Genomic DNA, 23,936 nt, shown 5'->3' on the forward strand with positions numbered 1-23,936 from the left:
TAAGTCGCCCCTTCCTGACGGCTTGACGCGATTAAATCACATATATAGATTTAATCGCAAGCGATCATGGAAAAGCATGATGCTGCACAGGAGGAAAAGGGTCATGAAGGCGTTTTCCGTCAGCCGCATCCAATTGGCGGGCACGCAGAGATTGCGAGCCCCTCCTTCGACCTGACTGCAATCAGGCATCGATGCGCTCCGCTCCAAGCGAGCGCGCCGACAACAGCCAGAAAATCAAAAAAGTTGGTGAGAGGAGTAGGCCAGTGGCGTTTACCCCCTTCTATTCACGCAGGCAAACGCTGCAAATGCTCGCTGCCTTTCCAATGCTTTCATCCTGCGGCAGCGAAGCAGAACCTGCAATTGGTGCAACGTCCGCGCCGAGTGGAGCTTCGAATTCTCCGGCCTTGCCAACGGAACCCGAAATAAACGGGCGACCAAGATATCACATCGCAGCCCCGCCAGGGGGCTGGATCAACGACCCACAGCGTCCTGTACGAATGGGCAATCGCTGGACTATGTGGGCCCTATTCAATCCGACCTATCCCACCGATGGCACCGAATGGCGCCGCTGGACCTCTCCCGATCTCGTCACTTGGCAGGATCAGGGTATCTCGATCCCACGCCACACAACAGCCTATGGAGACATCTGGACAGGCAGTGCCATTGTGGACGCTGCCAACACTGCCGGACTCGGCCCCGGTGCGCTGATAGCGCTCGTCACCATGCCTGCCGACAATGCAGCCGGGCAAAATCAATCCTGCGCACTCTGGTACTCTCTTGACGAGGGCGCCAGCTTCACCTTTCACGGCATCGTACTGCCCAACATCCCAGGAAACAGGCAATTTCGCGACCCTACGGTTTTCTGGCACGAGACCAGCGGGCATTGGGTCATGACGCTCTCGGAAGAAGGCAAGATCGGCATCTACACCTCGCCAGATCTGAAGCAGTGGACCTATTCAAGCGGATTTCTGTCAACGGTCGCCGGTGCCGTGATGGAATGCTCTCATCTCTTCAAGCTACATCTATACAATCCGGACGGCACGACCTCCTCGGACAAATGGGTTTTGCTGGTAGGTGGAGATGGAACAGCCTCCGGATTCACTGGCGGAACCTGCTATTGGGTCGGCGAATTCGATGGCGCGACCTTCACGACCGGCAATCCCGATGAACAATGGCTGGATGGCGGAGCCGATTTTTACGCGGCCGTTATCTGGACTGACCCGCAAGCTGCCGATCCCCTTACCCATGCATATTCGATCGGATGGATGAACAACTGGGCGTATGCCAACCGACTGCTACCGACTTACGATTACCGAGGTCAACTCAGTATTGTTCGAGAATTACGCCTACGGCTTCTTGACAACGTGCCACGGCTTTTCAGCACCCCTCTCCCAGCGCAGAATGACGTATTCACACATGCGGTTCATGGCACTGATCAGACGATTGCCGAAGGCAATAATTATATCTGGCCCGCAGATGCGGGCTCTCTCGCCGGCCGCATTGACCTCACCCTCACGCGCATCGGATCGAACTGGCCGTCAGGAGTGTGGCTATCCGTGCGCGGAGGCGGCGGCTATTTCACTCAAATAGGCCTCGAGCTAAGCGATAATAGAACTTTCATCAAACGCGACACCAGCGGCCCCGGCGCCCCCGACAGCGATGCCTGGCGTAAAAATCGAAGCCTGCCGTGCGACTTCTCTGACGGCATTGCGAAGATCAGCCTCTTCATCGACACGGGCTCTGTGGAGCTGTTCCTGAATGAGGGTGCAGCCACGTTGTCAGAACTGATCAATGCCCGAATGATTGACATAGCGCTGGACCTCAGCGCGTCAGGAGGCAGTGTTCGGGTATCACAAGTTTCATTATCGAATTCTGGTTGAATAACAATTTTTTATCAAAAATGAACACTGCCTGACAAAACTCATTTACATCTTTTCCATTAGCCATTTTAACTTCACCCTGGCGGAATCCTACTGTTTGTATCCCACGGCATGATGTAGCTGGGGGCTGAGGTTGTCCCCGTTATTTTCGGATAGGTGGCCCGCAGCATATGGCCCTGCTCATCGAGGCCGGGCAGATGACAGCATCCGGCTACGTGCCACATATCCCGATTTACTGCTTGCATCCGGCGGGGCGTCCACAGCCGCCATTCAGGCTACTTCCGCCAGCGGGTACGACGACGAAAAGCGCTGGCGATATTCCTGGGGCGACAGGCCGGTGATCCGATGGAAGAGCTTACGGAACGCAGCGGCATCCTCATAGCCAACCTCCCACGCAATCTGATCGACGGTGCGCTTCGTGAACTCAAGCTGTTCGCGCGCTTTGCCGATACGGATGTGCTGAACATATTCGACGGGCGTCTTGTCCGTAGCCGCCTTGAACCGCCGCTGGAAGGTACGCTCCTCCATCCCTGCTTCGGCTGCCAAATCGGCGACCGAGATCGGACCCGCCCCCCTGCCCTGTAACCAATGCTGCACCTTGAGGATTGGTTCGTCGCCATGCGTGAGCCGGGGCGCGAAGCTCGCATAATTCTTCTGTTCGCGCCCCGACGGATCGATCAGGAAGAAGCGCGCGGTCTCCATCATCACCGACGGACCCAGCAACCGCTCGACAATGCGCAAACCCAGTTCAGTCCAAGCCATCAGCCCGCCGGCCGTAATGATGTCGCCCTCGTCGACCACCATCCGGTCGGCTTCAAGCCTGACATCGGGAAAGCGCGCCCTGAATTCCTCGGCAAAATACCAGTGCGTGGTCGCGGGACGCCCCGCGAGCAAACCGGTCGCGGCAAGCGCGAAAGCGCCGCCGCAATTCGACGCGAGGATGCTCCCTTGCGCGTGGCGGTCGAGCAGCCAGCGCGCATAGGGGACCGCTTCCTCGGCCTCGAGCAACTTGTGCAGGCTCCCCGGCGCGATGACGACGCCCGGCGAATTACCGCAAGGCTCTTCCGGATGGCTGTCGAAGCAACGAGCGAAGCCCCCGGCGTCCTGCAATCGCCAATGACTGACGCGGATCGGCGTACGACCGTGATCGACCGCAAAACGCCCTGCGACATGGAACAGGTCGGTAATCCCGTGGACCATACCGATCTGGCAGTCTGGATATAGCATCATCCCGACCTCGACCAGCGTGGGCGGCCCATCGGGCACCTTCAACTTCGGCATGACAGTTCTCCGATCGATCACTTGTCGGAATCGGCCCGCATATTGTCGGGTCCGCCAATCCCGCGCAAGCGAAGCTGCGTCTATCTCTCCTTTCAACGGCGGACGATCCGTCTCTCACGAAGCGAAAGGAACCACGACATGACCACCATCGCCACCACCGACGGCACGCACATCTTCTACAAGGATTGGGGCCCGAAGGACGGGCAGCCGATCCTCTTCTCCCACGGCTGGCCGCTCAGCGCCGACGCCTGGGATGCCCAGATGGTGTTCTTCGCGAACCAAGGCTTCCGCACCATCGCCCACGACCGCCGCAGCCACGGCCGTTCGGACCAGGTCTGGGATAACAACACCATGGATCAATACGCCGACGACCTCGCCGAGCTGATCGAGCAGCTCGACCTGAAGGACGTCATCCTCGTCGGTCACTCAACCGGTGGCGGCGAAGTCACCCGCTATATCGGGCGCCACGGCACGGATCGCGTTGCCAAGGTTGCGCTGATAGGCGCAGTTCCCCCGCTGATGCTCAAGACCGAAGCCAATCCGATCGGCCTGCCGATCGAGATATTCGACGGAATCCGCAAGGGCACCTTTGACAACCGCCCGCAATTCTTCAAGGATCTGACGCTTCCCTTCTTCGGCTATAACCGCGAGGGCGCCAACGTCAGCGAAGCGGTGCGCGACGACTTCGTCCGGCAAGGCATGAACGGTGGCCTCAAGGGTCTGCTCGACAGCATCCGCGCCTTTTCGGAAAGCGACTTCAACGAGGATCTCAAGAAATTCGACAAGCCCACCCTCGTCCTCCACGGCGACGATGACCAGATCGTCCCGATCGACGCCTCGGCTCGCTCAACCGTCAAAATCGTCAAGCAGGCGGTGCTGAAGATCTACGAAGGCGCCGACCATGGCCTGACCGTCACTCACCAGGACCGGTTCAACGCCGACCTTCTCGACTTCATCAACAGCTGATAAGGAATAGGCGCGGTCCAAAGGGGACTGCGCCTCCTTCCGCAGGAGACGTCAGATGACCAAGCAGACTTTTCTCATCACCGGCGCATCGGACGGCATCGGCGCCGTCTATGCCGATCGCCTTGCCCGCCGCGGACACAACCTCATCCTCGTCGCGCGCCGGGCCGACAAGCTTGCCGACCTCGCCGCCCGCCTGACCAGCGAGACCGGCGTGTCGGTCGAAACCCTCTCGGCCGACCTCGCAAATGCCGACGACCTGAGCCGCGTCGAAGCGCGCCTCCACAGCGACGAGGCAATCACAGGCCTGATCAACAATGCCGGCATCGCGGGCGAAACGACCTTCGTTGACGCCGACCCCGCCTATCTCACCGGGATGATCAACCTCAACATCCTCGCGGTGACACGCCTCTCGGCTGCGATCGCGCCACGTCTAGCGGAAACGGGATCGGGTGCGATCGTCAACATCACCTCGATCACCGCGCTGATGCCCGACGGCTTCACCGCCGTCTATCCAGCCAGCAAGGCCTATGTCCTCGCCTTCACCGAAGCGTTGCAGGTCGAACTTGGCGCGAAGGGAGTCCGCATCCAGGCGGTACTTCCGGGCATCACCCGCACCGCGATCTGGGACGAGGCGCAGCTTGCCAGCATACCGGCCGAAATGGTGATGGACGTAAACGACATGGTCGACGCCGCGCTTTCAGGCTTCGACAAGGGCGAGGTGATCACCATTCCCGCGCTTCCCGACATGGCCGATTACGAAGCCTATATCGCCGCCCGCTCGACGCTTCGTCCTTACCTTTCGCTGTCGCGCCCTGCGGCGCGCTACCTCTGAAGGAGACATGCCATGATCCTTGGATTGACCATAGCGCAGTTCACCATGCTCCATGTCGCGATCAGCTTCGTCGGCATCGGATCGGGCCTGATCGCCCTGCCCGCTTTCGCACGTGGCCGCGTGCTTCCGCGGGCAACCGGGATATTCCTCTGGACAACCCTGCTCACCAGCCTGACGGGTTTCCTCTTCCCGATCGTCGCTTTCACCCCCGCGCTCGGGGTCGGCATCTTTTCGACCCTAATCCTCGGGGTCGCCTTCTGGGCTTGGTATGTTCGCAAGCTCACAGGCAGCGCCTCATCGATCTACGCAGTCACCGCAACGATTGGCCTCTGGCTCAACCTGTTTGTGTTGGTGGTTCAATCTTTCCTGAAAATACCCGCGCTCAATGCGCTGGCGCCGCATGGAAACGAGCCGCCGTTCGCAGCCGCGCAAGGCGTGTTGCTGATCGCGATGCTCAGCCTTGGCTATCGGGCCTTTAGGGCGAGCCGGCGTCTTCTGACAGTCAAATCCGTCTGACATCCGGCAAGGGCGGCCCACATGGTCGCCCTCGTCGCATCGATGTCGAGAAAGATCTCAGCCTGCATCGCCCATAAGTGATCATTTTCGACTACTGGTTCCCCGCGCATATTCGCCGACGCGCGTTCTGACCGGGCGAATTCACACTCCGGACACGGTCGGTGGTTGAGGTGGTTTGCGGCCGATCTAAGCTCATCCCGTTGCTCTCATGCCGCGATGTCGGCGGTTTCAACTCATGCTCGGTCATCGTTTCGACACCATCTGCATCGCCCCGCTGATCAAGGGTGTTGAGTTCGGTGCCTTGCTTGCCAACAACACCTTCGACAGCAACGAGATCATCGCCGAACTCAACGAACGCGGCGCAAAGATCGTTATCTCGCAACACCCCCGCTGCGCCATTCTCATCGGGCTCGATACAGAGATGTATAAATGGCGGCATCTGATCGAAAAATTCTTCTGTAAACTCAAAGAGTTCGAACGCATCATCATGCGCGCATGCAAAACCGATCAGAGCTTTGAGGCCATGATCTACCTTGCCGCCGCCGTCATCAACTCGCCATGAAGCCCCACAGGCCTTGATATATGCGGCATAGGCAGAGGAGCGCAGATTTCTTCATTCTTGATAGACTATAGGCATCGATTGCCAACTTCGCCTTCTACTCGGGCTGTCGCGCGGCTGGCTCGAAATCTCCGGGCTGAGCAATGGCTTTCAATTCGTCACGGTCTTCCGGTAGCAAATAACCCTGTTTGACAGCGGCCTCCTTCGCTCCCTCATATTTTCTGAGATATGTACTGTACGACCCGTAAAGACGACGCAGCTTGGCGTGGTCATACGGCACCTTCGTGTCATAGATGATATCGCAGTGAGACTCCTGCTCGGTCCAATAAGTGGCAGAGGGAACGGCGATCCAAGGCGGTCGAACGCCGCCGATCATGTTCTGCGTCGTGGCATCCCGAAGGACGCCCTTCCCTTTCCTGACGACACGCGGCGCCCTGGGCATCGGTTTCCCTTCCCGCACCCACTTGTCCATGTCGTCCAGCAAGGCAGAGACAACCATCTCGGCCGGCTCGTCGTACAGCATCTGGCAGCGCGGCACATCGCCCTTGCCAACATCGGCAGCGACATCTTCGGTATGTTGGGTGCCATGATCCGCCAGTCGCAGATGCGGCATACCCGTCACTTCATAATAGCGCAGCATCGGTTGGTCCGTATCTGGCGGGAGGGTGATGCCTTCGATCGCGTCATGCATCAGCTCCGACTGGCTATAGACAGTGACGAAGGGCACATCACTCGGCATCTTGCGAGGCACACGGATGACGTCGCCGCCAACTTCCCCAAAGGCCATGCGACCGGTCATATAGGCGTCAATGAGCGGGCGTCCATCGGGCATGCGCCATTGCTGATGACGCCCTTGGTCGAGATAATCCATCCACACCTGCGCAGTTACCGCCCAGCTGTCCACATAGACACGCTGCACGCGCAGCCCGCTCATCGGACCATCGGCGAGGTTGGATTTGAGCAGCAGCGCCAGCCCAGCACCAATACCCTGAGACTGCGGCACAAACGGATCAGGCGCTCCACCGCGTTTGAAACGGGCCGGGTCGTAATAGGAACCCAGCGGCGCATAACGGGCATAATCGAAACGCCGCATGAATTCGAAGTTCACGATCCCCGTATAGCGGTTGGGACGGCCCGTCGCCTCATACTCACCCGGCGGAAATTTGGGGTCCTCCGCTGGCTTGTTGATATTGAGGGTATAGCCCACATAGGCATAGCCTTTGCGCAGCAAATAGGCGCGAGTGAGTATCCAACCCGCGCCCCGTTCTCCAAACCAGCTGAAAGGCTCAATGACGACAGTGCCGTTGAATTTGGCCGGATCTTTCGGCTTCCGCACCAAGATGCGCGTAATATATGGTGCCTGGAACAGCGCCTCGCCCGCCGCCGTGATCGCCGGCGCGGTTCCGGAAAGATAATACTCCTCCTCGATATACCCGGCCTTCTCGAGATCGCTATATTCGGTTCCTCTCCGCGTTGCGGACGACAGGGGCGGTTGGCCGGTGGACGGCACCGGCAACGCCGAAGGCATGGATGGGACTTCGGCCTGAGCGGGCGAAACTGCCGCCATCAGGGAGGCAGCCAGATAAATCGACAGGGCGGCCGAACGATTGACCCCCTTTTTGCGCCATAGGCACCGGACGACGGTTGACGTCATGACACTGCCACCATGCTTATGCCCTCTCTGAATGACCATATCGCCCCACATTCTGCCTCATGGGCTCCATGCGATGCCAATCCCGCATCAAATGAAGGCTGGCAGGGTCTTGCCCTACCAGCCCTCCGTCCAGGTACTACGGGATCCACCTGGACACCTCCACAGCTCAGAATTTCAGTCGATATTGCACGCCCAGCTGCCGGGGCCGGCTTACGGCCGCCCTGGGCAAGCGCTGTGCGCTGCCGTCCGCCAGGATCTCCTGACGCTCGAACCCCGAACTGTAGAGGTCGCCAAGGTTCAGGCGCTTGTCGAGCAGGTTCTTGCCGAAAAGCATGATTTCCGAAGAGCCGAAGCGCAGACCGAGATTGGCGTTCACGAAATTGAACGGGTGGCGGGTGAGGAAACCCCCTGCGCTATTCGCGACCTTGACCGAGCTTGTGTAGCTATAATCGCCGCTGACAAACAGGCTCATATTCGCGCCGATCTCATGCTCATAATTTGCCCCGACAGTCGCGGTCCATTCCGGAACCTGCACCAGACGCGTATCGGGCGCCTGATTGATGAGGCCCGGATCGATCAGCTTGCCGTTGGTATATCCAAGGCCAAGCTGGATGGTGAGCGGCAATTCGGCAACCGGCCGGCCCGAAATCTCAAGTTCGCCGCCACGGATTCGTGCCTTGCCGGCGTTGGCAATGAAGGAGAAGGTGCAGGTCGGCAGCGCAACCTGCTGCTGGATGTTGGACCAATCGATCTGGAAGGCGGCCGCCGAAACGTTCAATCGCCCGAAACGGTTCTTCGCGCCGACCTCGTAACTCCACAAGGTATCGGACTTGTATTCCTGCACGTCATCCTGGGTACGGCCGATCGCCGCCAGATCCCCTGAGCAGAAATCGGGAAGCCTGCCCTGCGATCCGCCCACCCGGAAGCCCTTGGCGGCCGAAGCATAGATGGTGCCATCCGTGCCGATCTTGTATGAAGCAACCGCTTTGGGAACAAAGCCCTGCTGCCGGCTGCGTCGCTCCGGCGCGAAGTCGCCGCCCGGCGCGTTGAAAATGCCCTGGCTCAGCACCGCATCGGCCTTTTGCTTGATCCAGTAATGGCGCAAACCCAGGGTCACGGTGAGCCGTGGGACCACCTCATAATAGAGTTCACCGAAGATGGCGCTATTATCTTCATGCGCGGGGTAGCGCTGGTTCGTCACATAGGGCGGATCGAAGCCGGCTGCGCCGAGTTCCGGCACGATAACCGCCGGCTGGTAAAAGCTGGTATATTTATGCTGGTAGAAGACGCCCACCGTTCCGGACAGATGCGGCAATAGTGCGCCTTCGTCGAAGGACAGACGCGTTTCCTGCGTGAAACGGCGGTCGCGCGAGATATTGTCCGTGAAAAGCGCAGGATTGCCGGCATCGACCCCTAGCGAGTTTTCGATGAAGAAGTTGGTACCCTCGGTATTGTCTTCGCGCTCATAGGTCTTGCGGGCAAAATAGCTTGTGGACGATATGACGGAAAAGCCGTCGCCCGCATATTTGAGCGCGAGCGATCCCAGGCCCCAACGGTCTTTGGAGAATTCCTGAACATCCCGGTCGCGATCGAGGGTATAGGTTTGCGGCTGATAGCCTGGCAACGGCGCATAAGCCGCCGGGAAGCCATGCAGATCGCTGCTCTGCCCGATCCCGCTCAGCGTCGCTTCGATCGAATCAGACAGCTTGAAGCGTGCCGAGATCGATCCGGAATAGGTGTCGTTGCGGCCCTGCCCGCCTTTCGTGGTGAAGTCCCCCGCGCCATCGGGAAAACGGCGACTGACAAAACCTGATTCGCGCAAATAGCCAAAGGCCATGTTGAGCGCCACGCGATCGGGAACGAGCACGACGTCCGCCCGCGCATTGCCATCGAAGTCGAAGCCGCCACCCTTCGTTCCACCCCCTTGCACCTGGACGACATAGCTATTGTCGTTGAGCGATGGCTCGCGAGTAATGAAGCGCAGATTGCCGCCCATGGAACTGGCACCGAACAAAGTGCCCTGCGGTCCCTTCAGCACTTCGATCCGGTCCAGATTGAGGACCTGCGGACTGATCGATGCCGGCACAGGAGTATCGTTGATATAATAGGCGGTCGTGTTGGAACCGGCAACGCCGCGAATAACGGTTTGACGGCCACCTACGAAGCCAACCGACGAAAAATCGGTACCTTGACCATATTGAAAGGTCAGGTTGGGAATTTTCGTCGCATAGTCGGCGAAAGTCTGGATATTCTGCTTCTGCAGATAATCGGATGAATAGGCGGTGATCGATGCGGGAACGTCCGTGAGCGTTTCTTCCTTGCGCCGGGCCGTCACCACAATCGCCTCGGCGTCCGTTTTCGCCCGCTGCGCTTGCGGCTCCTCCTGGGCGTGGAGAACCGCCGGACATATTACCATGGTAGCGGATGCAGACGCCGTCAAGGCTATTGCCTGGCGCACCGCCCAATGTTTCCCCGATGTGGAATTATATTTCATAACAACCCTCCCTGCATGTTGTCGCGGCAGTAAAGATTTGGATTGCGACGGTTCAGACAATCGGCGAAATCGCCAGCGATTGTTCCTGCTGCTCAACATATAGTGGCAAGATTTAATCCCGCTCTGTTCGATAATATTTGATACGGTTATTTCTAATTTTGAATTTTTCCGTAATCCAAAATCAATAGCTTCAATGAGGCAGGATCATTCAACTGCCCGATCCGACAAAGGTGTACCGAACGCCGCTCCACTGTCCAATATGCGCAGACCTTTCCTGCCTCCTTGGAGCCACGCGTCGGACATTCGACATTGCCCGCCTGCTCGCACGCCCGGCAAAACCAGGATCGAGGTACCGCGCATCTATCGATAGACGGACACTATCGATGCTTTTTACTAAGAGTCAACAGAATGTCAATTTTATCTATCATTGTTGCATAAATGATGCGTCTCGCCTTGTTCCTTGGCTGTGCTGCATTTCCGGCGAGCAAGCGCTGGCTGCACGACAGCTCCCGTCGAAACCGCAAGCCAGCGCACGGCCTGGTTGAAGTCTTCAGCAAGGTGGAGTGCGCGATCAGGGAACCCTGGCATCAATCGATGTCGAGGCCGAGCGAACAGCCCGGCAATCAAGACAGTCGTTCACGCAGCTGCCCGCCCGCCATCGCTGACGGGCAGGGTCCCGGTATGGGGGACAAGGCCCGGCCGTCACCAATGTCGCAGTCGGCGATCCTTGGCTCCTGCTATTTCGCCGTCACCAGCGATTGGTGCGCAGCCTTTATCTGAGCGACGGCGGGGGTCCAGAGAACGTCAGCGATTTCGCTGAAATCGCGCCATTGCTTGAGCCAGCTGAAGCCGCCATTTTCGGACGTGAACAAATGACCATATTTGGTACCCGCGACGATCTGGCGATCGTTCCAGGGATTGACGGAAATGGCCCAGAAGCAGGAATTGGGCTGCTGGGGAAGAGGCAGAACCTCCCAGCTTTCTCCAGCGTCGCGGGAAATCAGCAGCTTGCTTGTCGTGCCAGGCGTACCATCGGAAATGCTGAGATACAGCACATTCTCGCTCGCCGATGGCTTGTTGAGGGCGCGAACATAGTAGAGCCCGAAAGCCTCGCTCGCTAGAATCCCGGACCAGCTTTGGCCATCATCGAAGCTGCGGTAGACGGCATTGACGCTCGCCACGACCACGACCTTCCGGCCGTGGTTCGGCAGAACCGTAATATTGTGGATGTCGGAATTGAAATCCCACAACAGACGGTCATCCAGCCGGGTCCAGGTTTCGCCGCCATTGTTGCTGTGAAACAGCCCTCCCTCCTCGAGCCCGAACCACAATTTGTTGCGATCAGTCGAGTCATAGGCGAATGCCAGCAGCCGCGGCCGATTGACGCCGGCACAGAATTCGGGGATTTCGACTGGCGCCCGCAACCAGGTCTGGCCGCCATCCTCGGTGCGCCACAACGCGGCGCGCGACGGTGCCCCGGTACCAACAAAAATCCGATCGGCGTCATTGGGATCGACCGCAACTTTCCAGACCGTTTCCCCGTCAAAGGGCGATGCGACCCGTTCCCACTTTCCACCCGTGTCGGTGCTGATGCATAGCCCGATGTCCGTTCCGGCGTAGATCGTCTCCGGCGACGTCGGACTGACGCTTAATGAGCGGGTGATCGCATCGAATTCGAGCTGTTGGCCCACGCCGAGGCGATTCCAGCTTTTGCCATCATCCGCGCTGCGAATGATCGCTTGCCCGACCGTCGCCACTAATATCGTTCCGTTGCTCATTTTACTACCTTTCAAATGTCTGCGCCGCGGCGACCACTCGGCTGTCCAAATCCTTGGATCACAGCATCCAGATCTTTCGGCTCACCAAGTTATCGATGACGTCGTTGCGACGTTCGATCACTTCGTGTCCGGCTGAAGCTGGAGGGACGCCTTGCCCTCAGCGTCCACCTTGGTCTGGTTATTCTCGCAGACAAACTCCCCGATCTTGTAATCGGTCTTCTTGTACTGGAACGTGAAACTATAGGGCCGACTGAGATAATCCGGATCCTCGATCATGACCTTGTTCTCGAGCAGGGTCGGCGATGACCGCCTCAGCCTTTCGGTAATCTTCATGTTTATACTGTGAGGTACATTGAAGAAGAGGACGTCGGGTCGCACGCGCGAGGTTTCAATCACTAGCGTGTCGCCGTCCCAGCGCGCGACCGAATAGCCATTGTAGGAGGGCTCCGTATCATCGGCCGGCGGCATCTTCTCGCCGATATGCACCCTGCGGGTCTGGGAGAGAAATTCGGCAAGCACGACCAGTCGCTTTGCATCCTGCATGATCTCGATCGGGTAAATCGCACCCATGATCGAGGGCATGCCCTCCGGCAGGCATTTCGTGCTCGAATTGGCGATCGGTGTGCCCGCCACGTCAGCCGCGTGGAGCCTGTTGAGTAACGTCGCGTATTGACCCGCGAATGGCTCCTTCAGGGGAAACGGTCCGCCAGGTGGCGGAGGATGGTCGGGATCAGTCCCGTACCAGTCGTCAGGATAGCGCTGCCAGGTTCCCGAGAAATCCGGCCGGCCATCAGAAGTCCGGGGGCCGTCGCGGTCAGCTTGATCCTTCGATAGTCCGCCACAGGCCGCGGTCAGCAGGACGAGTGACAAAAAGGAAACTTGCCAGATCTTCACAGCCGATCCTCCACCAGGCCGCCACAGCAAATCGCAGAAAGATCGCAACCCGCGCCGCTTTGTATCCGCAACATCGAAGCTCTCCCCAATCCAGACGCATATCCGCCATTTTCAGGACGCGAAGAGGCTGGATCGCCCGGCGACTCCCCGCATCATTCATATTTACCGTTATGGCAACACATCGGTATTATGCAAGACTATTGTTGCGTAATGTAAACCTCAAGCTTATATGGGCGAAGAGGTTCAATCCCTGATGCGGCCCCGGTTGCAGGTTCCAGACGATTTGCAGCAAAGTGGTGCAACATCTTGGGGTTCGAAGAGAAGGATTGACAAATGCGCAGGTTTGTAACGGCTTCCGTGTTTCCGACATTGATGGTTCTGGCTTTCACCGGCTGCTCCGGAAAGACGAGCGACAATGAGGCGGACGCTACCGCCAGTTCCACGCCTGCTGCCAAGCCAGTCCAGATGTCGAGCGAACTCGACAAGTTCATGAACAGACCAATCAACCCGGCCGAGGACGGCGTCGTCAATTTCGATGAGCGCAGCGGCGATGGCGGCGCGAACACCAGACAGGACGACCAGAACGCCAAATAAGTAGGCGGTTGGTTTCAAAAGGCGCTTTCACATTGCTGGTGGGGAAACAAACATGCGGCATGCCATCTCTTTCGTTGCCCTCGCTGCCTTGGCAGGCCCCCTGGTGGGGCTGGGTGGGTGCTCGGACAAGGCCCCGGTTGAGGCAAGCTCCAATCAGACGACGTCCTCATCCCAAAACGGGGCCGAACCCTTCGATACATCCTTTACGATCAAGCAATTGATGAACGCGACGGTCGATCCGGCGGCCGACGGGCTTTGGGAATCCGTCGCGACCGTTTCCGACGAGAAGGGCGTGGTGAAGCGCGAGCCGCGCACAGCCGAGGAATGGGATGCCGTGCGACGCCATGCGGTGACACTGATCGAAGCGATGAATCTCGTGATGATGAAGGGGCGGCACGCAGCCCCGGCTGGCATTGTCCGACCGTCGGGCGAACTCAGCACGGCACAGATCGACGGCCTGCTCGCCAGCGATCATGAAACGCTGGTGTCCTTCGCCCAGAATATGCAGAGGACAACGAGGACCGCGCTGGCAGCCATCGACCGGCGGGATCCGGTCGCCCTTTTTGAGGCTGGCAGCGAGATCGACCGTGCGTGCGAAGGGTGCCATATGACCTTTTGGTATCCCGATGGCGGCGATCCGCGGCTGCAGCATCTCAAGAAATGAGACGGCCTGTAAGCCCACGCGTGAAGCCCTCGCTCAGCGTGCCTGCCACCTCATCGTCGTCCGAAGGGTATCCGCAGCGTCACCCCATAGGTTGCTGGCGGCGCATAGATTGACGTCGTGCCCAATATGCCAAGGTTCAGCGCGTACGCACGGAACGCCTTGTTGAAGACGTTCTTGCCCCATGCGGTCAACGCAATCCCTGTCGCCCGATCCGTATAGGTGAGCGATGCGTTGGTCACGTTATAGGCTTTCTGGAGAGATGACAGGCCATTGGTGACTTCCAGATATTGGTCGTCATACCAGGCACCGTCGATCTGGCCCGCCACATTGCCGCCGCCCAGATCCACATTGTAGCGCAGCAGATAATTCAGGCTGAAACGCGGCGCATTGGGAAATTGCGCACCCACAATCGTTTTCTGGGGAAAATCACAGAGAAAGAAACCGCCCTGGTTCGCACAATATTGCGAGTCCGGCGCTCCCGGGAAGAACTCAGGACCCACCTGCGTGCCGGTCGCCGGAATGCTGTCGACATGCGATGTTTGCCATGTCGCGCCGAGAACCGCGTCAAAGCGCCGCGAAGGAGACCAGAAAGCCTCAAGCTCCGCGCCGGTCGAATGGGCATCGCTGTTATAGACGTGCGGTACGCCACCGGCGAGGGAGAAGGCCTGATAGTCATTGTAAATATAGTGAAACAGCGTGCCGTTGAGACGCAGCCTGCGGTCCAGCAGCGATGCTTTGAAACCCGCCTCCAAACTGTTGAGCGTTTCGGGCCGATGCTTGAAATCGAGTGGCTGGATGTTCGACGAAAGCGACCAGTTCCCGCCCTTGATGCCGCGGTTCCACGAGGCATAGACGAGCAGGTCGGGCGTTGCCTGAAAATTAAGCGAGACGCGCGCCGCCCAGCCGTCGAACCTGTCCCGATTGACCCCGGGCACGATCGCGGCCAGCCCCTCGCCGGTGAACAGCGTAACCGGATTGGAATTGATCGAAGGATCGACGAGAATGGCGCTATAATCGATCGACTTGCGATCAGACGAAAAGCGTCCTCCCAGGGTGAGCGTCAATCGCTCGGCAAGTGTCAGATCGCCCTGCGCGAATACCGACCAGTTGCGGGATCTGATGCTATAGGGCTGTTGGACGGTTGGCGTCGCGAACGCGCCGTTGGCCGCTAGGGCGAGGTCAATGACGGGGGCACCCGTGATATTGTGGTAGCCCTGATATTTCATGTCGAGAAAATAGCCGCCGAGCTGCCATTTGAAACGGTCGGCTTCTCCACTCAGCCGCAATTCCTGAGAGAATTGGTGAAAATCCATGGCTGTGTCGACATTCACGGTGAGAAGCGGCGTGGCATCTCCATCCTCTGCATAGACCTGCTTGAGTTGAAGATAATTCGTGATGGACGTGAGGGTAAGGCCATCGCCCGCCTTCCAGTTGAAGTCCGCCTGATAGTCATTCACATGTCGATCAAGGTTGCCACGACGCTCTCCGAAATGCTCCCAGGGCGAGGCAGGCTGACCTGTCAGACCGTTGATCACGCCCCCCGTTCCATCGCTCAGCCCGGCGGCGTCGGTATGGCAGTAGCCGTTGGCCTCGGCATCGCAATTTTCGAAAACATAACCACCGGTCGCGACGTGATCGTCCTCCGAATGTTTGTACCAAAGGCCAAGCGTCGCTTCCGGCGAGAGATCATATTGGAGATTGACCCGCGCCGCCCATCCATTGCGACCGCCCAGATCCTGGCCGCTGCCCGGCAATATGGTCCCGTCGGCAAGGACGGTGTCACGCGACTTTATGTAGCCATGGGCCTTGTCGATCCGTCCTGCGACACGGACCCTCAGTCCGGTCGCCAATGCCCCGCCGATCGCCCCCTCGATTGCCCGGCTCTCGAAACGACCATAGTCCCCCTGGACATAGCCGTTGAAAGCATCCTCGCTCGCGTCGTTGCTGATATAATGGATGAGACCGCCGGTTGCGTTGCGGCCAAAAAGCGTGCCCTGAGGACCGCGCAGCACTTCAATCCGTTTGACGTCGAAAAGTTGCCCTGAAATGGCGTTCATCGAAGCGACATAGGCGTTGTCCTGGTAGACGGCGACCGGCGCTTCGAGATTGTCCGTGAAATTGTTCTGCGAGATGCCGCGCAAGCTGAAGATGGTGAGCTTGGGCGACCAGGCATTGACGTGGAGAGCCGGGATTTGTTGCGTGATCTGCGTGGTGTCGCGAATGTTCAGGCGCGCAATCTGCTCGCCGGAAAATGCGCTGACGGAGAGCGGCACCTTCTGCAGATTCTCGCCGCGCTTGTTAGCGGTGACGACAATATCGCCCATTGCGGCCCCGTCCCTGGCTGCGCCTTGATTGCTTCCTTTCTCGGCAACCTGAGCTTGGCCCGCAGGAGCGGCGAGAATGGCGCAAAGTCCGAAAAACCATGCCAAGGTGCGGTACGACGTAGTGTTAGAGAAGTGCATAAATTTCCCCCTACTGTTCAAGGCCGATCTTCCGCTTGAAGCTGTCCTCTGCGGTTTGCCTCATGCGGAAGGGCGTCATTTCCGTTCCGTCGAATAGATTGCTATTCGGTCTTCAGGCCCAGTATTCCGTCTCTCTCCATCACAGTTTTTTTGTTCTCGCAGACAAATTCTGTGATTCCATATTCGTGTATCTCACGCCTATATTTGATAATGAATATAAGGCCTTGATAGACACTTGGGATTTTCGATTGTGATATCGTTCTGCAAAATATCCGACCCGATAAGGTAAAGGCGCTCGACGATCTTCATGGTCCCGCCATGCGGGATATCCTCGTAGCGAACCTCCGCGATTTCTTGACCAGCGATCGGTTCCGATCGCGTGGAAATCGCTCTAAAGACTATGCTCGCATCTTTGTGGCCTGCTTCACCAGGCGGCGAGCAATCGGCCGTCCGGAACCTTGACCTTCGCCAGCATCCCACCCGTTTGCCCGTTCTTGAGAGGATGCATGGCCACGCGCACGCGCTCGCCCGCCTTGATCGTGTTGAATTTCCAACCTGCATGGCGCATCAATGCTGGACTGCTGCACTCCAGCGTATAGCGAACCGTCTTTCCATTGACCGGCACGTCGAGCATCACGAACGCATGCGGGTTCGTCCATTCGAACTTGCCCACCTCACCTTGCAGGACGAAGGTCTTGGTCTGGTCGAACATTGCAAAGGAATGATGGGCGGAAGCGGGCGCACTGATCACCCCCAGAACTGCGAGAGCAAGTACAGATCGCGCGATTTTCACACTCATCTTCATTCTCCTGAAAGAGCTTGTTTGGCCTGCTGGTCTTTTCATGCCATTGATCGCCAACCGCGACATCGACGCAAGAGCGGCGCCAAAGCGCAACGGTATCGTGAAGCTCGAACGATTGTCTCGCAAAACCAACCGGCTTTCCATCTTCATATGTCGTCCGCCCCCTATCGCTGGCTGTGGCCGGCTCTTCGCTTATGCCAATTGCAGAACGCCAGATAACATTCACGAATCGGGTGACGCCGAATCGGATGCTCAATTTAGGTAACTAATATCCGTATTAACGCAATACTGTTGCGTTATATGAACGGTAACGAACATCGCGCGCGGCGTGACAACCTTGATTGTCAATGAAAGAAAATACCTGTTTATCAATGTATTGATTCAATTTCCGTGAGCCAAAGGATGTTCGTTGGCACACCCGCATCGATCGACCTGGAAAACGGGATATTTTCACCAAACAGTCTATCAAGCTCTACAACAATCATCTATTATTCGAGCGATTTGTTGCGCTGCTGGTGCACCGGAACGACGCATTATAACGCGCAATTCCGGACCGCAGGAAAGGCGCGGCCGTTTTCAACGCCACCAATCGGGAGAAGCTCATGCCAATTGCTGGAAGTTTTGAGCGGTGAATGTGTCGCAGGCGACATGGCCGCTGCACCAAGGCCGCCCGGTCGATCCACGCGTCCGGATCCGCGTTGGCGTCGTGTGGAATGCCGGGCGGACGCAGGAGTGTGCCGGCCAGCATTCGGTCCCCCCAATGTGTGCGCGGCAAGATACGCGGACGTCCCAGCCGCGATACCATCAGGAGAATGACAGATGAGCCTTCAGAGCTTTGCAACATGGCTCTACGCCACCCCGCTGGCAACAACGATCCGTGACGAGCCGTGGATCATTCCTTCGGTCCAGAGCGTCCATATTCTCGCCATAGCGGTGGTTGTCGGATCGGCCCTGGTATCGGACCTGCGACTTGCAGGCGTGCTGGCGACCGACACGCTCCCCAATGTCGTCGTGCGTCGTTATCTGCGCTGGATGTGGGTGGCCCTTGCCGTCCTGCTCGCGACAGGCTCACTCATGGCAATCGGCGAACCGGACCGCGTGCTGACGAATTTCACCTTCTGGCTCAAAATGGGGCTGGTGGTCGTCGCATGCCTTCTCACCTGGTATTTTCGGCGTCCACTCCTCCATCCCGAGTTTCAACTCGACAGCGCGAGATGGCGCCCTCTTGTGAAGCCCGCCGCCTGGCTGTCGCTGGCCATCTGGATCTGCGTCATCTTTTGTGGGCGCTGGATCGCCTACACGATCTGAACGCCCCCCCTTTTCAACCCCATTCTACCGGAAGGATCTGCCGTGGATCTGATTACCATCTTCCAGAAACTGGAGGAGACACCGCTAGCCCTGGCGATCAAGGAAGGCGACAACAGCTTCCCGTGGATTGAATCGGTCCATGTTCTCGCCATCGTCCTGGTCGTCGGAACCATTGCGATCGTTGATCTTCGCCTGATCGGCTATGCCTCGCATCGCCGCGGAGCACGGCAACTGATCGTCGAACTGCTGCCTTACACCTGGGCGGCTTTCCTGCTCGCGGTCGTGACAGGATCGCTGCTCTTCATTTCCAACGCGGTCAAATATTCAGAGAACCCCATCTTCCTCGTCAAGATGGGGTTGCTAGTCGCGGCCGGCGTCAACATGGCCATATTCCACATGGGCGCCTATCGGAAAATCGCCGACTGGAACGATGCGCTGCCGCCGCCGGCCTCAGCGCGTTTCGCAGGCGCAAGTTCGCTTGCCCTCTGGATTGCCGTCGTCATTTGCGGCCGTTGGATCGGTTTTATCTGAAAATAGCAGGCTTGCGGCCTTATTGTTGATGTTTGGTAACACTAATCCGATTTTTCGATCAACTGTTGCGTATAGATCAGAATAGGCATATGCAGTGGAGGCAGCCCCGTCTACAGGGCGCGGACAAGCCTCGCGGGTGTTCGCTTGCCGCCACCGACAGGGCTTTGGGACGAAAGGATCACGCATGAAATGTCGACCTTGGCCCCTGACCCGACGTCTTCTTCAACAGCATTTTCAGGATGCCGCTCATGACACTTGACATTCAACGCGCTGGCCAGATCGATCAGGCCACCCATTTCCATCCCTTCACCTGGATCGAGGATCTCAAGCGGGACGGGCCCAACGTCATGACCGAGGGCAAGGGCGTTCGGATCAAGGATATTCACGGCAATGAATATCTCGACGGCATGGCGGGCCTGTGGTGCGTCAACCTGGGCTATGGTTGTGAAGAAGTTACGGAAGCGATCGCCGCGCAAAGCAAGCGCCTGTCTTTCTTCCACGCCTTCAACGGCATGTCGACCGATGTCGTCATCGAGGCAGCCGACGAGTTGCTCAAGCGTGCCCCCGTCCCCATGGCACGCGTGTTCTTTGGCGCGTCCGGCAGCGACGCGAACGAGACGCAGATCAAACTTATCTGGTATTATAACAACCTTCTGGGCCGTCCCAACAAGAAGAAGATCATTGCGCGCTGGAACGCCTATCACGGCTCCGGTGTGATGACCTCGAGCCTCACCGGCCTTCCCAGCATGCACAATCTGTTCGATCTGCCCATCGGCCCAATCCTGCATGTCACCGCGCCGCACCATTACCGCAAGGCGGCCGAAGGCCAGTCCGAACGTGATTTCTCGCGCGCGCTCGCGGCAGAACTTGAAGAACTGATCGCCCGAGAAGGCGCGGATACGATCGCCGCCTTCTTCGCCGAACCTGTCATGGGCGCGGGCGGCCTCATCGCGCCGCCCGAAGGTTATTTCGAAGAGATCGTCCCGATCCTCAAGCGCCACGACATCCTTCTGGTCCTTGATGAAGTCGTCTCCGGCTTCGGACGCCTCGGCACTTACTGGGGTAGCCAGACCTTCAATGTCGAGCCGGACCTGATCACTTCGGCCAAGGGCGTGACGAGCGGCTATTTTCCGATGTCTGCCTGCTTCATCTCACCAAAGATATGGGATGTAATTGAATCAAGCTCTCCCAAAGCGGGCCTGTTCGCTCACGGATACACCTATTCCGCCCATCCCGTTGGCGCTGCGGCGGCATTGGCAGCGCTCAAGGCGATCGATGACAGGAAAGTCGTCGAGAACGTCGCTGAAGTCGGACCCTATCTCCATAGGTCGATGAAAGCCGCCTTCAGAGACGATCCGCTCGTTGGTGAAATCCGCGGCGTGGGCCTCATGATCGGCATCGAACTGGTCAGGGACAAGGCGACCAAGGAGGCCTTCCCGGCTTCCGACCGTGTGGGTCGCCGCGTACTGCAGGCGGCCGCGAAGGAAGGACTCATAACCCGCGCCCTGGGCGACACCCTTGTCTTCGCGCCGCCGCTCGTCATCAACCATGCGGAAATCGACGAGCTGGTGCAGAAGTTCAAGCAGGCTGTCGAAGCGGTCCGCGGCACCGTCGCCTGATTGAAGACCGGAATGCGGTCGAGCGGCACCTCAGCCGCTCACCCTTTCCTGTATTCGGACATCGTTTCTGGAGAGGCTCGAAGACATATGAAAATGAGCTCGGCGGAATCAGCCAGCGTGCGCACTTCAGTGCACTGCCTAAGTGCTGGAGGCCTTGCCGCGAGTGTCCTGATCGGAATCGTTGGTGCCTGGACCATCCTGATCACGCCGGGCCTCCTTGCGGTCGTGGCCGTGCAGGGCGCGCTCAGCGATCAGCAGCTTGGATATGTCGCTGCCTGGGAAATCAATGCGATGGCCGTCACAATCGGCCTCAGCACCTTCCTGCTTCCGCGCTGGGACTGGCGGCTGTGTGTCGCGGTCGGCCTTACCTTCATCATCGCCGGCAATGTCGCGACCGCGTTCAGCGCCGGCTATGCAGCGATTACATTGACGCGAACGATCGCGGGCGCTGGAGAAGGCATTGCCGTGGGTTTTGCTTTCGCGGCGTTCGGTCGCGCCGAAAATCCTGATCGTGCCTTTTCCATCTATCTCGTCACCGGCGCGCTCGCCGGAGCAATTGCCCTGCTTTACCTGCCAAGTTGGCAGGAAAGCGTTGGCACCCGAACCTTGTTCCTTGCGAATGGCGCGCTTGGCGTGCTTACCCTAGGCGGCCTGTTCTGGTTTCCGCACGGCCGTGTCGCTGCCGACGACCCCAGAGCCACGGCGCTTTGTAACCGGCGCCTCGCTTTCCTGGCGCTGATCGGCGTGTTCTTCTATTTCGGCGCAATCAGCGCGATGTGGAGCTATGCGGAACGCATCGGTCAGGCCAGCGGCCTTGACGCCCACCAGATCGCGCGCGGTCTCTCTTACGGAACCTTTGCAGGCATGGGTGGGGCGGCTCTGGCGGGTTTAACGCCCCGACGCCTTGGCCGGATAGGACCCCTTCTTGTGAGCGGCGTCGTTTCCATCATCAGCTTCCGGCTGCTGGACGGCAGGCTGACGCCGCACATTTTCATCATTGCCATGGTGCTGCTGCTCTTTGCCTGGAACTATGCCCAACCGCTTCTTTCAGGCGTCTGCTCCGATGCCGACCCGCGCGGCCGCATAGTCTGCGCCATGGGATCGATCCAGACGTTCGGGATGGGCTTTGGCCCGGCAGCCGTTGCCGCGACGCTGGGTTCAGGGAACTTTTCCCTCGCCGTGTGGGGAAGCTGCGCCGTGCTCGGGGCCAGCCTTCTTCTGGTGGTCAGCGCTATTCGTACAAGCTGACCTTTAAACAGCTACCCGCCTTGGCGGGATTATTACTGCCGGTTGAACATTCCGATGTGGAACCGCGCGCTACGTCTGCCTGCCAAGACCCCGATCCGCCTGAGCGCCGCAAACCATTAGGGTCAGGCGGAAGGAGCATTGCCAGGGATCAGCATATGACCAAAGGCGCGCCTGCTTTGCGCCTGGGGGATCGGCGGATCGAAGACGATCCGCCGGAGAGCCGCTCAGAGGAAAACAGCGCGAGACAGGCCGCCATCCACGGCAATGGATTCGCCGGTGATGCCACTGGCGAGCTGCGACGCCAGGAACACGATCGGATCGGCAACTTCCTCCACCTCGAGCATGCGGCGCAATGCGGCAGGCCCGGCTGCCTCCCGCTCGACGATCGCTTCAAAGGTCGTGCCTTCCTCATCGGCCATCTCGCGGAACCAGCTTTCGACGTGCTCGGTGCGCGTGACGCCGGGATGGATGATATTGGCCGTTATACCATCTTGGCCGACTTCGTCCGATAGCGTCTTGGTGAAATGCACGAGCGCGGTGTTACGCATGCCACTTAGCGCTTCCGTACAGCGCGCTGTAAGGCCGCCGACATTGATAATGCGTCCCCACTGGGCCTTGCGCATGTGCGGAACGCTCGCCTTGCACATCCGGAAATACCCCATCAGCTTCGTGTTCAGGTCAAGAAGCAGGGCATCTTCATCGGCTTCCTCGATGGCATTGCGCACCAGGCCGCCGGGCGCGGCGGCGCAATTGACAAGGATATGCAAGCCGCCAAAGAGACGCACGGTCTCGTCGACGGCCGCCTGGACCGACCCCTTGTCGGTCGTATCGACCGCGATCGCCGCGATCTCGCCCCCCGTATCAGCCCGAAGTTCTCCGGCCGCCGCGTCCAGCGCGGCCTTTGTGCGGGCGGCAATCACCACCTTGACGCCCGCTCGCGCCAACTTGCGGGCGGTCTCCTTGCCGATGCCGACACTGCCGCCGGTGATGATGGCAACCTTGCCTGACAAACCAAGATCGATGCTCATTCGTCTCTCCCTTTCAATGGCGCGCGCGCGATGATCACGGATACAGATCCAAGGCCGCCAAAGTCGGCCAGGATTTCTTCTTCGGATTCAAGATCGGTAATGCCGGTGGCACTGCCGCTCGCCACCAATTGCCCACGGGTCAGGCGCTGGCCGCGGCGAGCAAGCCAGTTGGCGAGCCAGGTGACGGAGCGAAGCGGATTGCCCAGCACCGCCGCGGTCGAACCACGAACCGGATCGCGACCCTTGCAATATAGATTCACAGGAATATCGGAAAAGCGCTCGTCCCAGCCCGAGGCAAGACGGGATCCCACGATGAGCAGTTCGGCATTGCTGTTGTCGGCGACGAGCTGCGCGACTGTTACATCGTCATCGTCGTAGCGCGACGCGCAAAGCTCAATACCCGCGAACAGACCGGAAATGCGTCGTGCGATATCGCTCTCGGACAGGGGGGCAGAGCCGACGGGAAAATCCTCGCCGATCTCGACTATGAGCTCGGCTTCGGCGAAGCGCTGATAGGAGACGGAATCGATCCGAACAGGCGATTGCATGAAATCGCGGCTCCGCAGTCCACCGGCGATGGGCTCGCTCGTCCCCATTGCATGCTGCGCCGCAGAGGTCGTCAAACCGACCTTGTAGCCCCCCAGGGACTCGCCCAGCGCCGCAAGGGTTTCAGACTGGATTGCATAAGCTTCGTCCAAAGAGAAGGGGGCGACGGGTCGCGCTGCCAATCCCTCGCCCAGACGGGCCTTGACCAGTCTCTGCACAACATCGCGCGATGCGGTTTCCACAATGCACTCCAGTTCAGTGTTCCCAGGCCGCCTACATG

General features: G+C 58.8%; 20 protein-coding genes. 11 read left to right on the top strand and 9 right to left on the bottom strand.

Annotated elements, in window-relative coordinates; translation table 11 throughout:
- The first annotated feature begins 323 nt into the window (after positions 1 to 323).
- On the top strand, positions 324 to 1,880 hold the full coding sequence (locus tag MRBLMA1_RS12035; protein WP_363737433.1) for a glycoside hydrolase family 32 protein: 1,557 nt from the start codon (positions 324 to 326) through the stop codon (positions 1,878 to 1,880).
- A gap of 270 nt (positions 1,881 to 2,150) precedes the next feature.
- Here MRBLMA1_RS12035 and MRBLMA1_RS12040 read toward each other — a convergent pair whose 3' ends face one another.
- Positions 2,151 to 3,161 (bottom strand): GlxA family transcriptional regulator, encoded by a 1,011-nt coding sequence (locus MRBLMA1_RS12040; protein WP_363737086.1) that lies wholly within the window; start codon positions 3,159 to 3,161, stop codon positions 2,151 to 2,153.
- Positions 3,162 to 3,299: 138 nt separating this feature from the next.
- On the opposite strand from MRBLMA1_RS12040, the gene MRBLMA1_RS12045 reads away from it, so the two are divergent.
- From MRBLMA1_RS12045 to MRBLMA1_RS12060, 4 genes are all read left to right on the top strand, one after another.
- Positions 3,300 to 4,127 (top strand): alpha/beta fold hydrolase, encoded by an 828-nt coding sequence (locus MRBLMA1_RS12045; protein WP_363737087.1) that lies wholly within the window; start codon positions 3,300 to 3,302, stop codon positions 4,125 to 4,127.
- A 55-nt stretch (positions 4,128 to 4,182) separates the two neighbouring features.
- Entirely contained in the window at positions 4,183 to 4,959 is a 777-nt protein-coding gene (locus tag MRBLMA1_RS12050; RefSeq protein WP_363737088.1) for an SDR family NAD(P)-dependent oxidoreductase, read from the top strand.
- 12 nt (positions 4,960 to 4,971) lie between these two features.
- On the top strand, positions 4,972 to 5,475 hold the full coding sequence (locus tag MRBLMA1_RS12055; RefSeq protein WP_363737089.1) for a hypothetical protein: 504 nt from the start codon (positions 4,972 to 4,974) through the stop codon (positions 5,473 to 5,475).
- A 235-nt stretch (positions 5,476 to 5,710) separates the two neighbouring features.
- Positions 5,711 to 6,037: a transposase gene (locus tag MRBLMA1_RS12060; protein WP_363737090.1), complete on the top strand. Its 327-nt coding sequence runs from the start codon at positions 5,711 to 5,713 to the stop codon at positions 6,035 to 6,037.
- Positions 6,038 to 6,131: 94 nt separating this feature from the next.
- On the opposite strand, the gene MRBLMA1_RS12065 is transcribed toward MRBLMA1_RS12060, so the two are convergent.
- The 4 genes from MRBLMA1_RS12065 to MRBLMA1_RS12080 all read right to left on the bottom strand — a co-directional run bounded on the left by MRBLMA1_RS12065 (position 6,132) and on the right by MRBLMA1_RS12080 (position 12,854).
- The gene (locus tag MRBLMA1_RS12065) at positions 6,132 to 7,739 is read right to left on the bottom strand and encodes an alpha/beta hydrolase domain-containing protein (protein ID WP_363737091.1); all 1,608 of its coding nucleotides are present in this window, start codon (positions 7,737 to 7,739) and stop codon (positions 6,132 to 6,134) included.
- A 115-nt stretch (positions 7,740 to 7,854) separates the two neighbouring features.
- Entirely contained in the window at positions 7,855 to 10,182 is a 2,328-nt protein-coding gene (locus MRBLMA1_RS12070; protein ID WP_363737092.1) for a TonB-dependent receptor, read from the bottom strand.
- 737 nt (positions 10,183 to 10,919) lie between these two features.
- Positions 10,920 to 11,960, bottom strand: a complete 1,041-nt coding sequence (locus tag MRBLMA1_RS12075; protein WP_363737093.1) for a WD40/YVTN/BNR-like repeat-containing protein — start codon at positions 11,958 to 11,960, stop codon at positions 10,920 to 10,922.
- Positions 11,961 to 12,077: 117 nt separating this feature from the next.
- On the bottom strand, positions 12,078 to 12,854 hold the full coding sequence (locus MRBLMA1_RS12080) for a hypothetical protein (RefSeq protein ID WP_363737094.1): 777 nt from the start codon (positions 12,852 to 12,854) through the stop codon (positions 12,078 to 12,080).
- A gap of 333 nt (positions 12,855 to 13,187) precedes the next feature.
- Between MRBLMA1_RS12080 and MRBLMA1_RS12085 the strand changes: the two genes are divergently transcribed.
- Together MRBLMA1_RS12085 and MRBLMA1_RS12090 are read left to right on the top strand one after the other, a co-directional pair.
- On the top strand, positions 13,188 to 13,448 hold the full coding sequence (locus tag MRBLMA1_RS12085; protein ID WP_363737095.1) for a hypothetical protein: 261 nt from the start codon (positions 13,188 to 13,190) through the stop codon (positions 13,446 to 13,448).
- A 220-nt stretch (positions 13,449 to 13,668) separates the two neighbouring features.
- A complete protein-coding gene (locus MRBLMA1_RS12090; RefSeq protein WP_363737096.1) occupies positions 13,669 to 14,112 on the top strand; it encodes a hypothetical protein in 444 nt (147 codons plus the stop codon).
- A gap of 50 nt (positions 14,113 to 14,162) precedes the next feature.
- Here MRBLMA1_RS12090 and MRBLMA1_RS12095 read toward each other — a convergent pair whose 3' ends face one another.
- Both MRBLMA1_RS12095 and MRBLMA1_RS12100 read right to left on the bottom strand, forming a co-directional pair.
- On the bottom strand, positions 14,163 to 16,436 hold the full coding sequence (locus MRBLMA1_RS12095; RefSeq protein WP_363737097.1) for a TonB-dependent receptor: 2,274 nt from the start codon (positions 16,434 to 16,436) through the stop codon (positions 14,163 to 14,165).
- 562 nt (positions 16,437 to 16,998) lie between these two features.
- A complete protein-coding gene (locus tag MRBLMA1_RS12100; RefSeq protein WP_363737098.1) occupies positions 16,999 to 17,526 on the bottom strand; it encodes a DUF6152 family protein in 528 nt (175 codons plus the stop codon).
- Positions 17,527 to 18,195: 669 nt separating this feature from the next.
- Between MRBLMA1_RS12100 and MRBLMA1_RS12105 the strand changes: the two genes are divergently transcribed.
- The 4 genes from MRBLMA1_RS12105 (at position 18,196) to MRBLMA1_RS12120 (ending at position 22,082) form a co-directional block, all read left to right on the top strand.
- The gene (locus tag MRBLMA1_RS12105; RefSeq protein ID WP_363737099.1) at positions 18,196 to 18,684 is read left to right on the top strand and encodes a DUF6644 family protein; all 489 of its coding nucleotides are present in this window, start codon (positions 18,196 to 18,198) and stop codon (positions 18,682 to 18,684) included.
- A 42-nt stretch (positions 18,685 to 18,726) separates the two neighbouring features.
- Positions 18,727 to 19,215, top strand: a complete 489-nt coding sequence (locus MRBLMA1_RS12110) for a DUF6644 family protein (RefSeq protein WP_363737100.1) — start codon at positions 18,727 to 18,729, stop codon at positions 19,213 to 19,215.
- Between the two features lie 248 nt (positions 19,216 to 19,463).
- Positions 19,464 to 20,834, top strand: a complete 1,371-nt coding sequence (locus tag MRBLMA1_RS12115; protein ID WP_363737101.1) for an aminotransferase — start codon at positions 19,464 to 19,466, stop codon at positions 20,832 to 20,834.
- Positions 20,835 to 20,951: 117 nt separating this feature from the next.
- Positions 20,952 to 22,082: an MFS transporter gene (locus MRBLMA1_RS12120; protein ID WP_363737102.1), complete on the top strand. Its 1,131-nt coding sequence runs from the start codon at positions 20,952 to 20,954 to the stop codon at positions 22,080 to 22,082.
- A 224-nt stretch (positions 22,083 to 22,306) separates the two neighbouring features.
- Here MRBLMA1_RS12120 and MRBLMA1_RS12125 read toward each other — a convergent pair whose 3' ends face one another.
- Positions 22,307 to 23,110 carry an SDR family NAD(P)-dependent oxidoreductase gene (locus tag MRBLMA1_RS12125; protein ID WP_133654976.1) on the bottom strand — a complete coding sequence of 268 codons (804 nt, stop codon included), beginning with the start codon at positions 23,108 to 23,110 and terminating at the stop codon, positions 22,307 to 22,309.
- Positions 23,107 to 23,898, bottom strand: coding sequence for a 2-keto-4-pentenoate hydratase (locus MRBLMA1_RS12130; protein ID WP_363737103.1), 792 nt, complete (start codon positions 23,896 to 23,898; stop codon positions 23,107 to 23,109). Before MRBLMA1_RS12130 ends, MRBLMA1_RS12125 begins: the two co-directional genes overlap by 4 nt.
- Positions 23,899 to 23,936 lie beyond the last annotated feature (38 nt).

This window comes from Sphingobium sp. LMA1-1-1.1, from assembly GCF_040676365.1.
Taxonomy (GTDB): Bacteria; Pseudomonadota; Alphaproteobacteria; order Sphingomonadales; family Sphingomonadaceae; genus Sphingobium.

Coding starts and splice junctions, on each gene's coding strand:
- MRBLMA1_RS12050 (WP_363737088.1), top strand. CDS start 4,183: ATGACCAAGCAGACTTTTCTCATCACCGGCGCATCGGACGGCATCGGC.
- MRBLMA1_RS12040 (WP_363737086.1), bottom strand. CDS start 3,161: ATGCCGAAGTTGAAGGTGCCCGATGGGCCGCCCACGCTGGTCGAGGTC.
- MRBLMA1_RS12095 (WP_363737097.1), bottom strand. CDS start 16,436: ATGGGCGATATTGTCGTCACCGCTAACAAGCGCGGCGAGAATCTGCAG.
- MRBLMA1_RS12075 (WP_363737093.1), bottom strand. CDS start 11,960: ATGAGCAACGGAACGATATTAGTGGCGACGGTCGGGCAAGCGATCATT.
- MRBLMA1_RS12115 (WP_363737101.1), top strand. CDS start 19,464: ATGACACTTGACATTCAACGCGCTGGCCAGATCGATCAGGCCACCCAT.
- MRBLMA1_RS12055 (WP_363737089.1), top strand. CDS start 4,972: ATGATCCTTGGATTGACCATAGCGCAGTTCACCATGCTCCATGTCGCG.
- MRBLMA1_RS12090 (WP_363737096.1), top strand. CDS start 13,669: ATGAACGCGACGGTCGATCCGGCGGCCGACGGGCTTTGGGAATCCGTC.
- MRBLMA1_RS12085 (WP_363737095.1), top strand. CDS start 13,188: ATGCGCAGGTTTGTAACGGCTTCCGTGTTTCCGACATTGATGGTTCTG.
- MRBLMA1_RS12125 (WP_133654976.1), bottom strand. CDS start 23,110: ATGAGCATCGATCTTGGTTTGTCAGGCAAGGTTGCCATCATCACCGGC.
- MRBLMA1_RS12105 (WP_363737099.1), top strand. CDS start 18,196: ATGAGCCTTCAGAGCTTTGCAACATGGCTCTACGCCACCCCGCTGGCA.
- MRBLMA1_RS12035 (WP_363737433.1), top strand. CDS start 324: ATGCTTTCATCCTGCGGCAGCGAAGCAGAACCTGCAATTGGTGCAACG.
- MRBLMA1_RS12045 (WP_363737087.1), top strand. CDS start 3,300: ATGACCACCATCGCCACCACCGACGGCACGCACATCTTCTACAAGGAT.
- MRBLMA1_RS12100 (WP_363737098.1), bottom strand. CDS start 17,526: ATGAAGATGGAAAGCCGGTTGGTTTTGCGAGACAATCGTTCGAGCTTC.
- MRBLMA1_RS12070 (WP_363737092.1), bottom strand. CDS start 10,182: ATGAAATATAATTCCACATCGGGGAAACATTGGGCGGTGCGCCAGGCA.
- MRBLMA1_RS12060 (WP_363737090.1), top strand. CDS start 5,711: ATGCTCGGTCATCGTTTCGACACCATCTGCATCGCCCCGCTGATCAAG.
- MRBLMA1_RS12065 (WP_363737091.1), bottom strand. CDS start 7,739: ATGTGGGGCGATATGGTCATTCAGAGAGGGCATAAGCATGGTGGCAGT.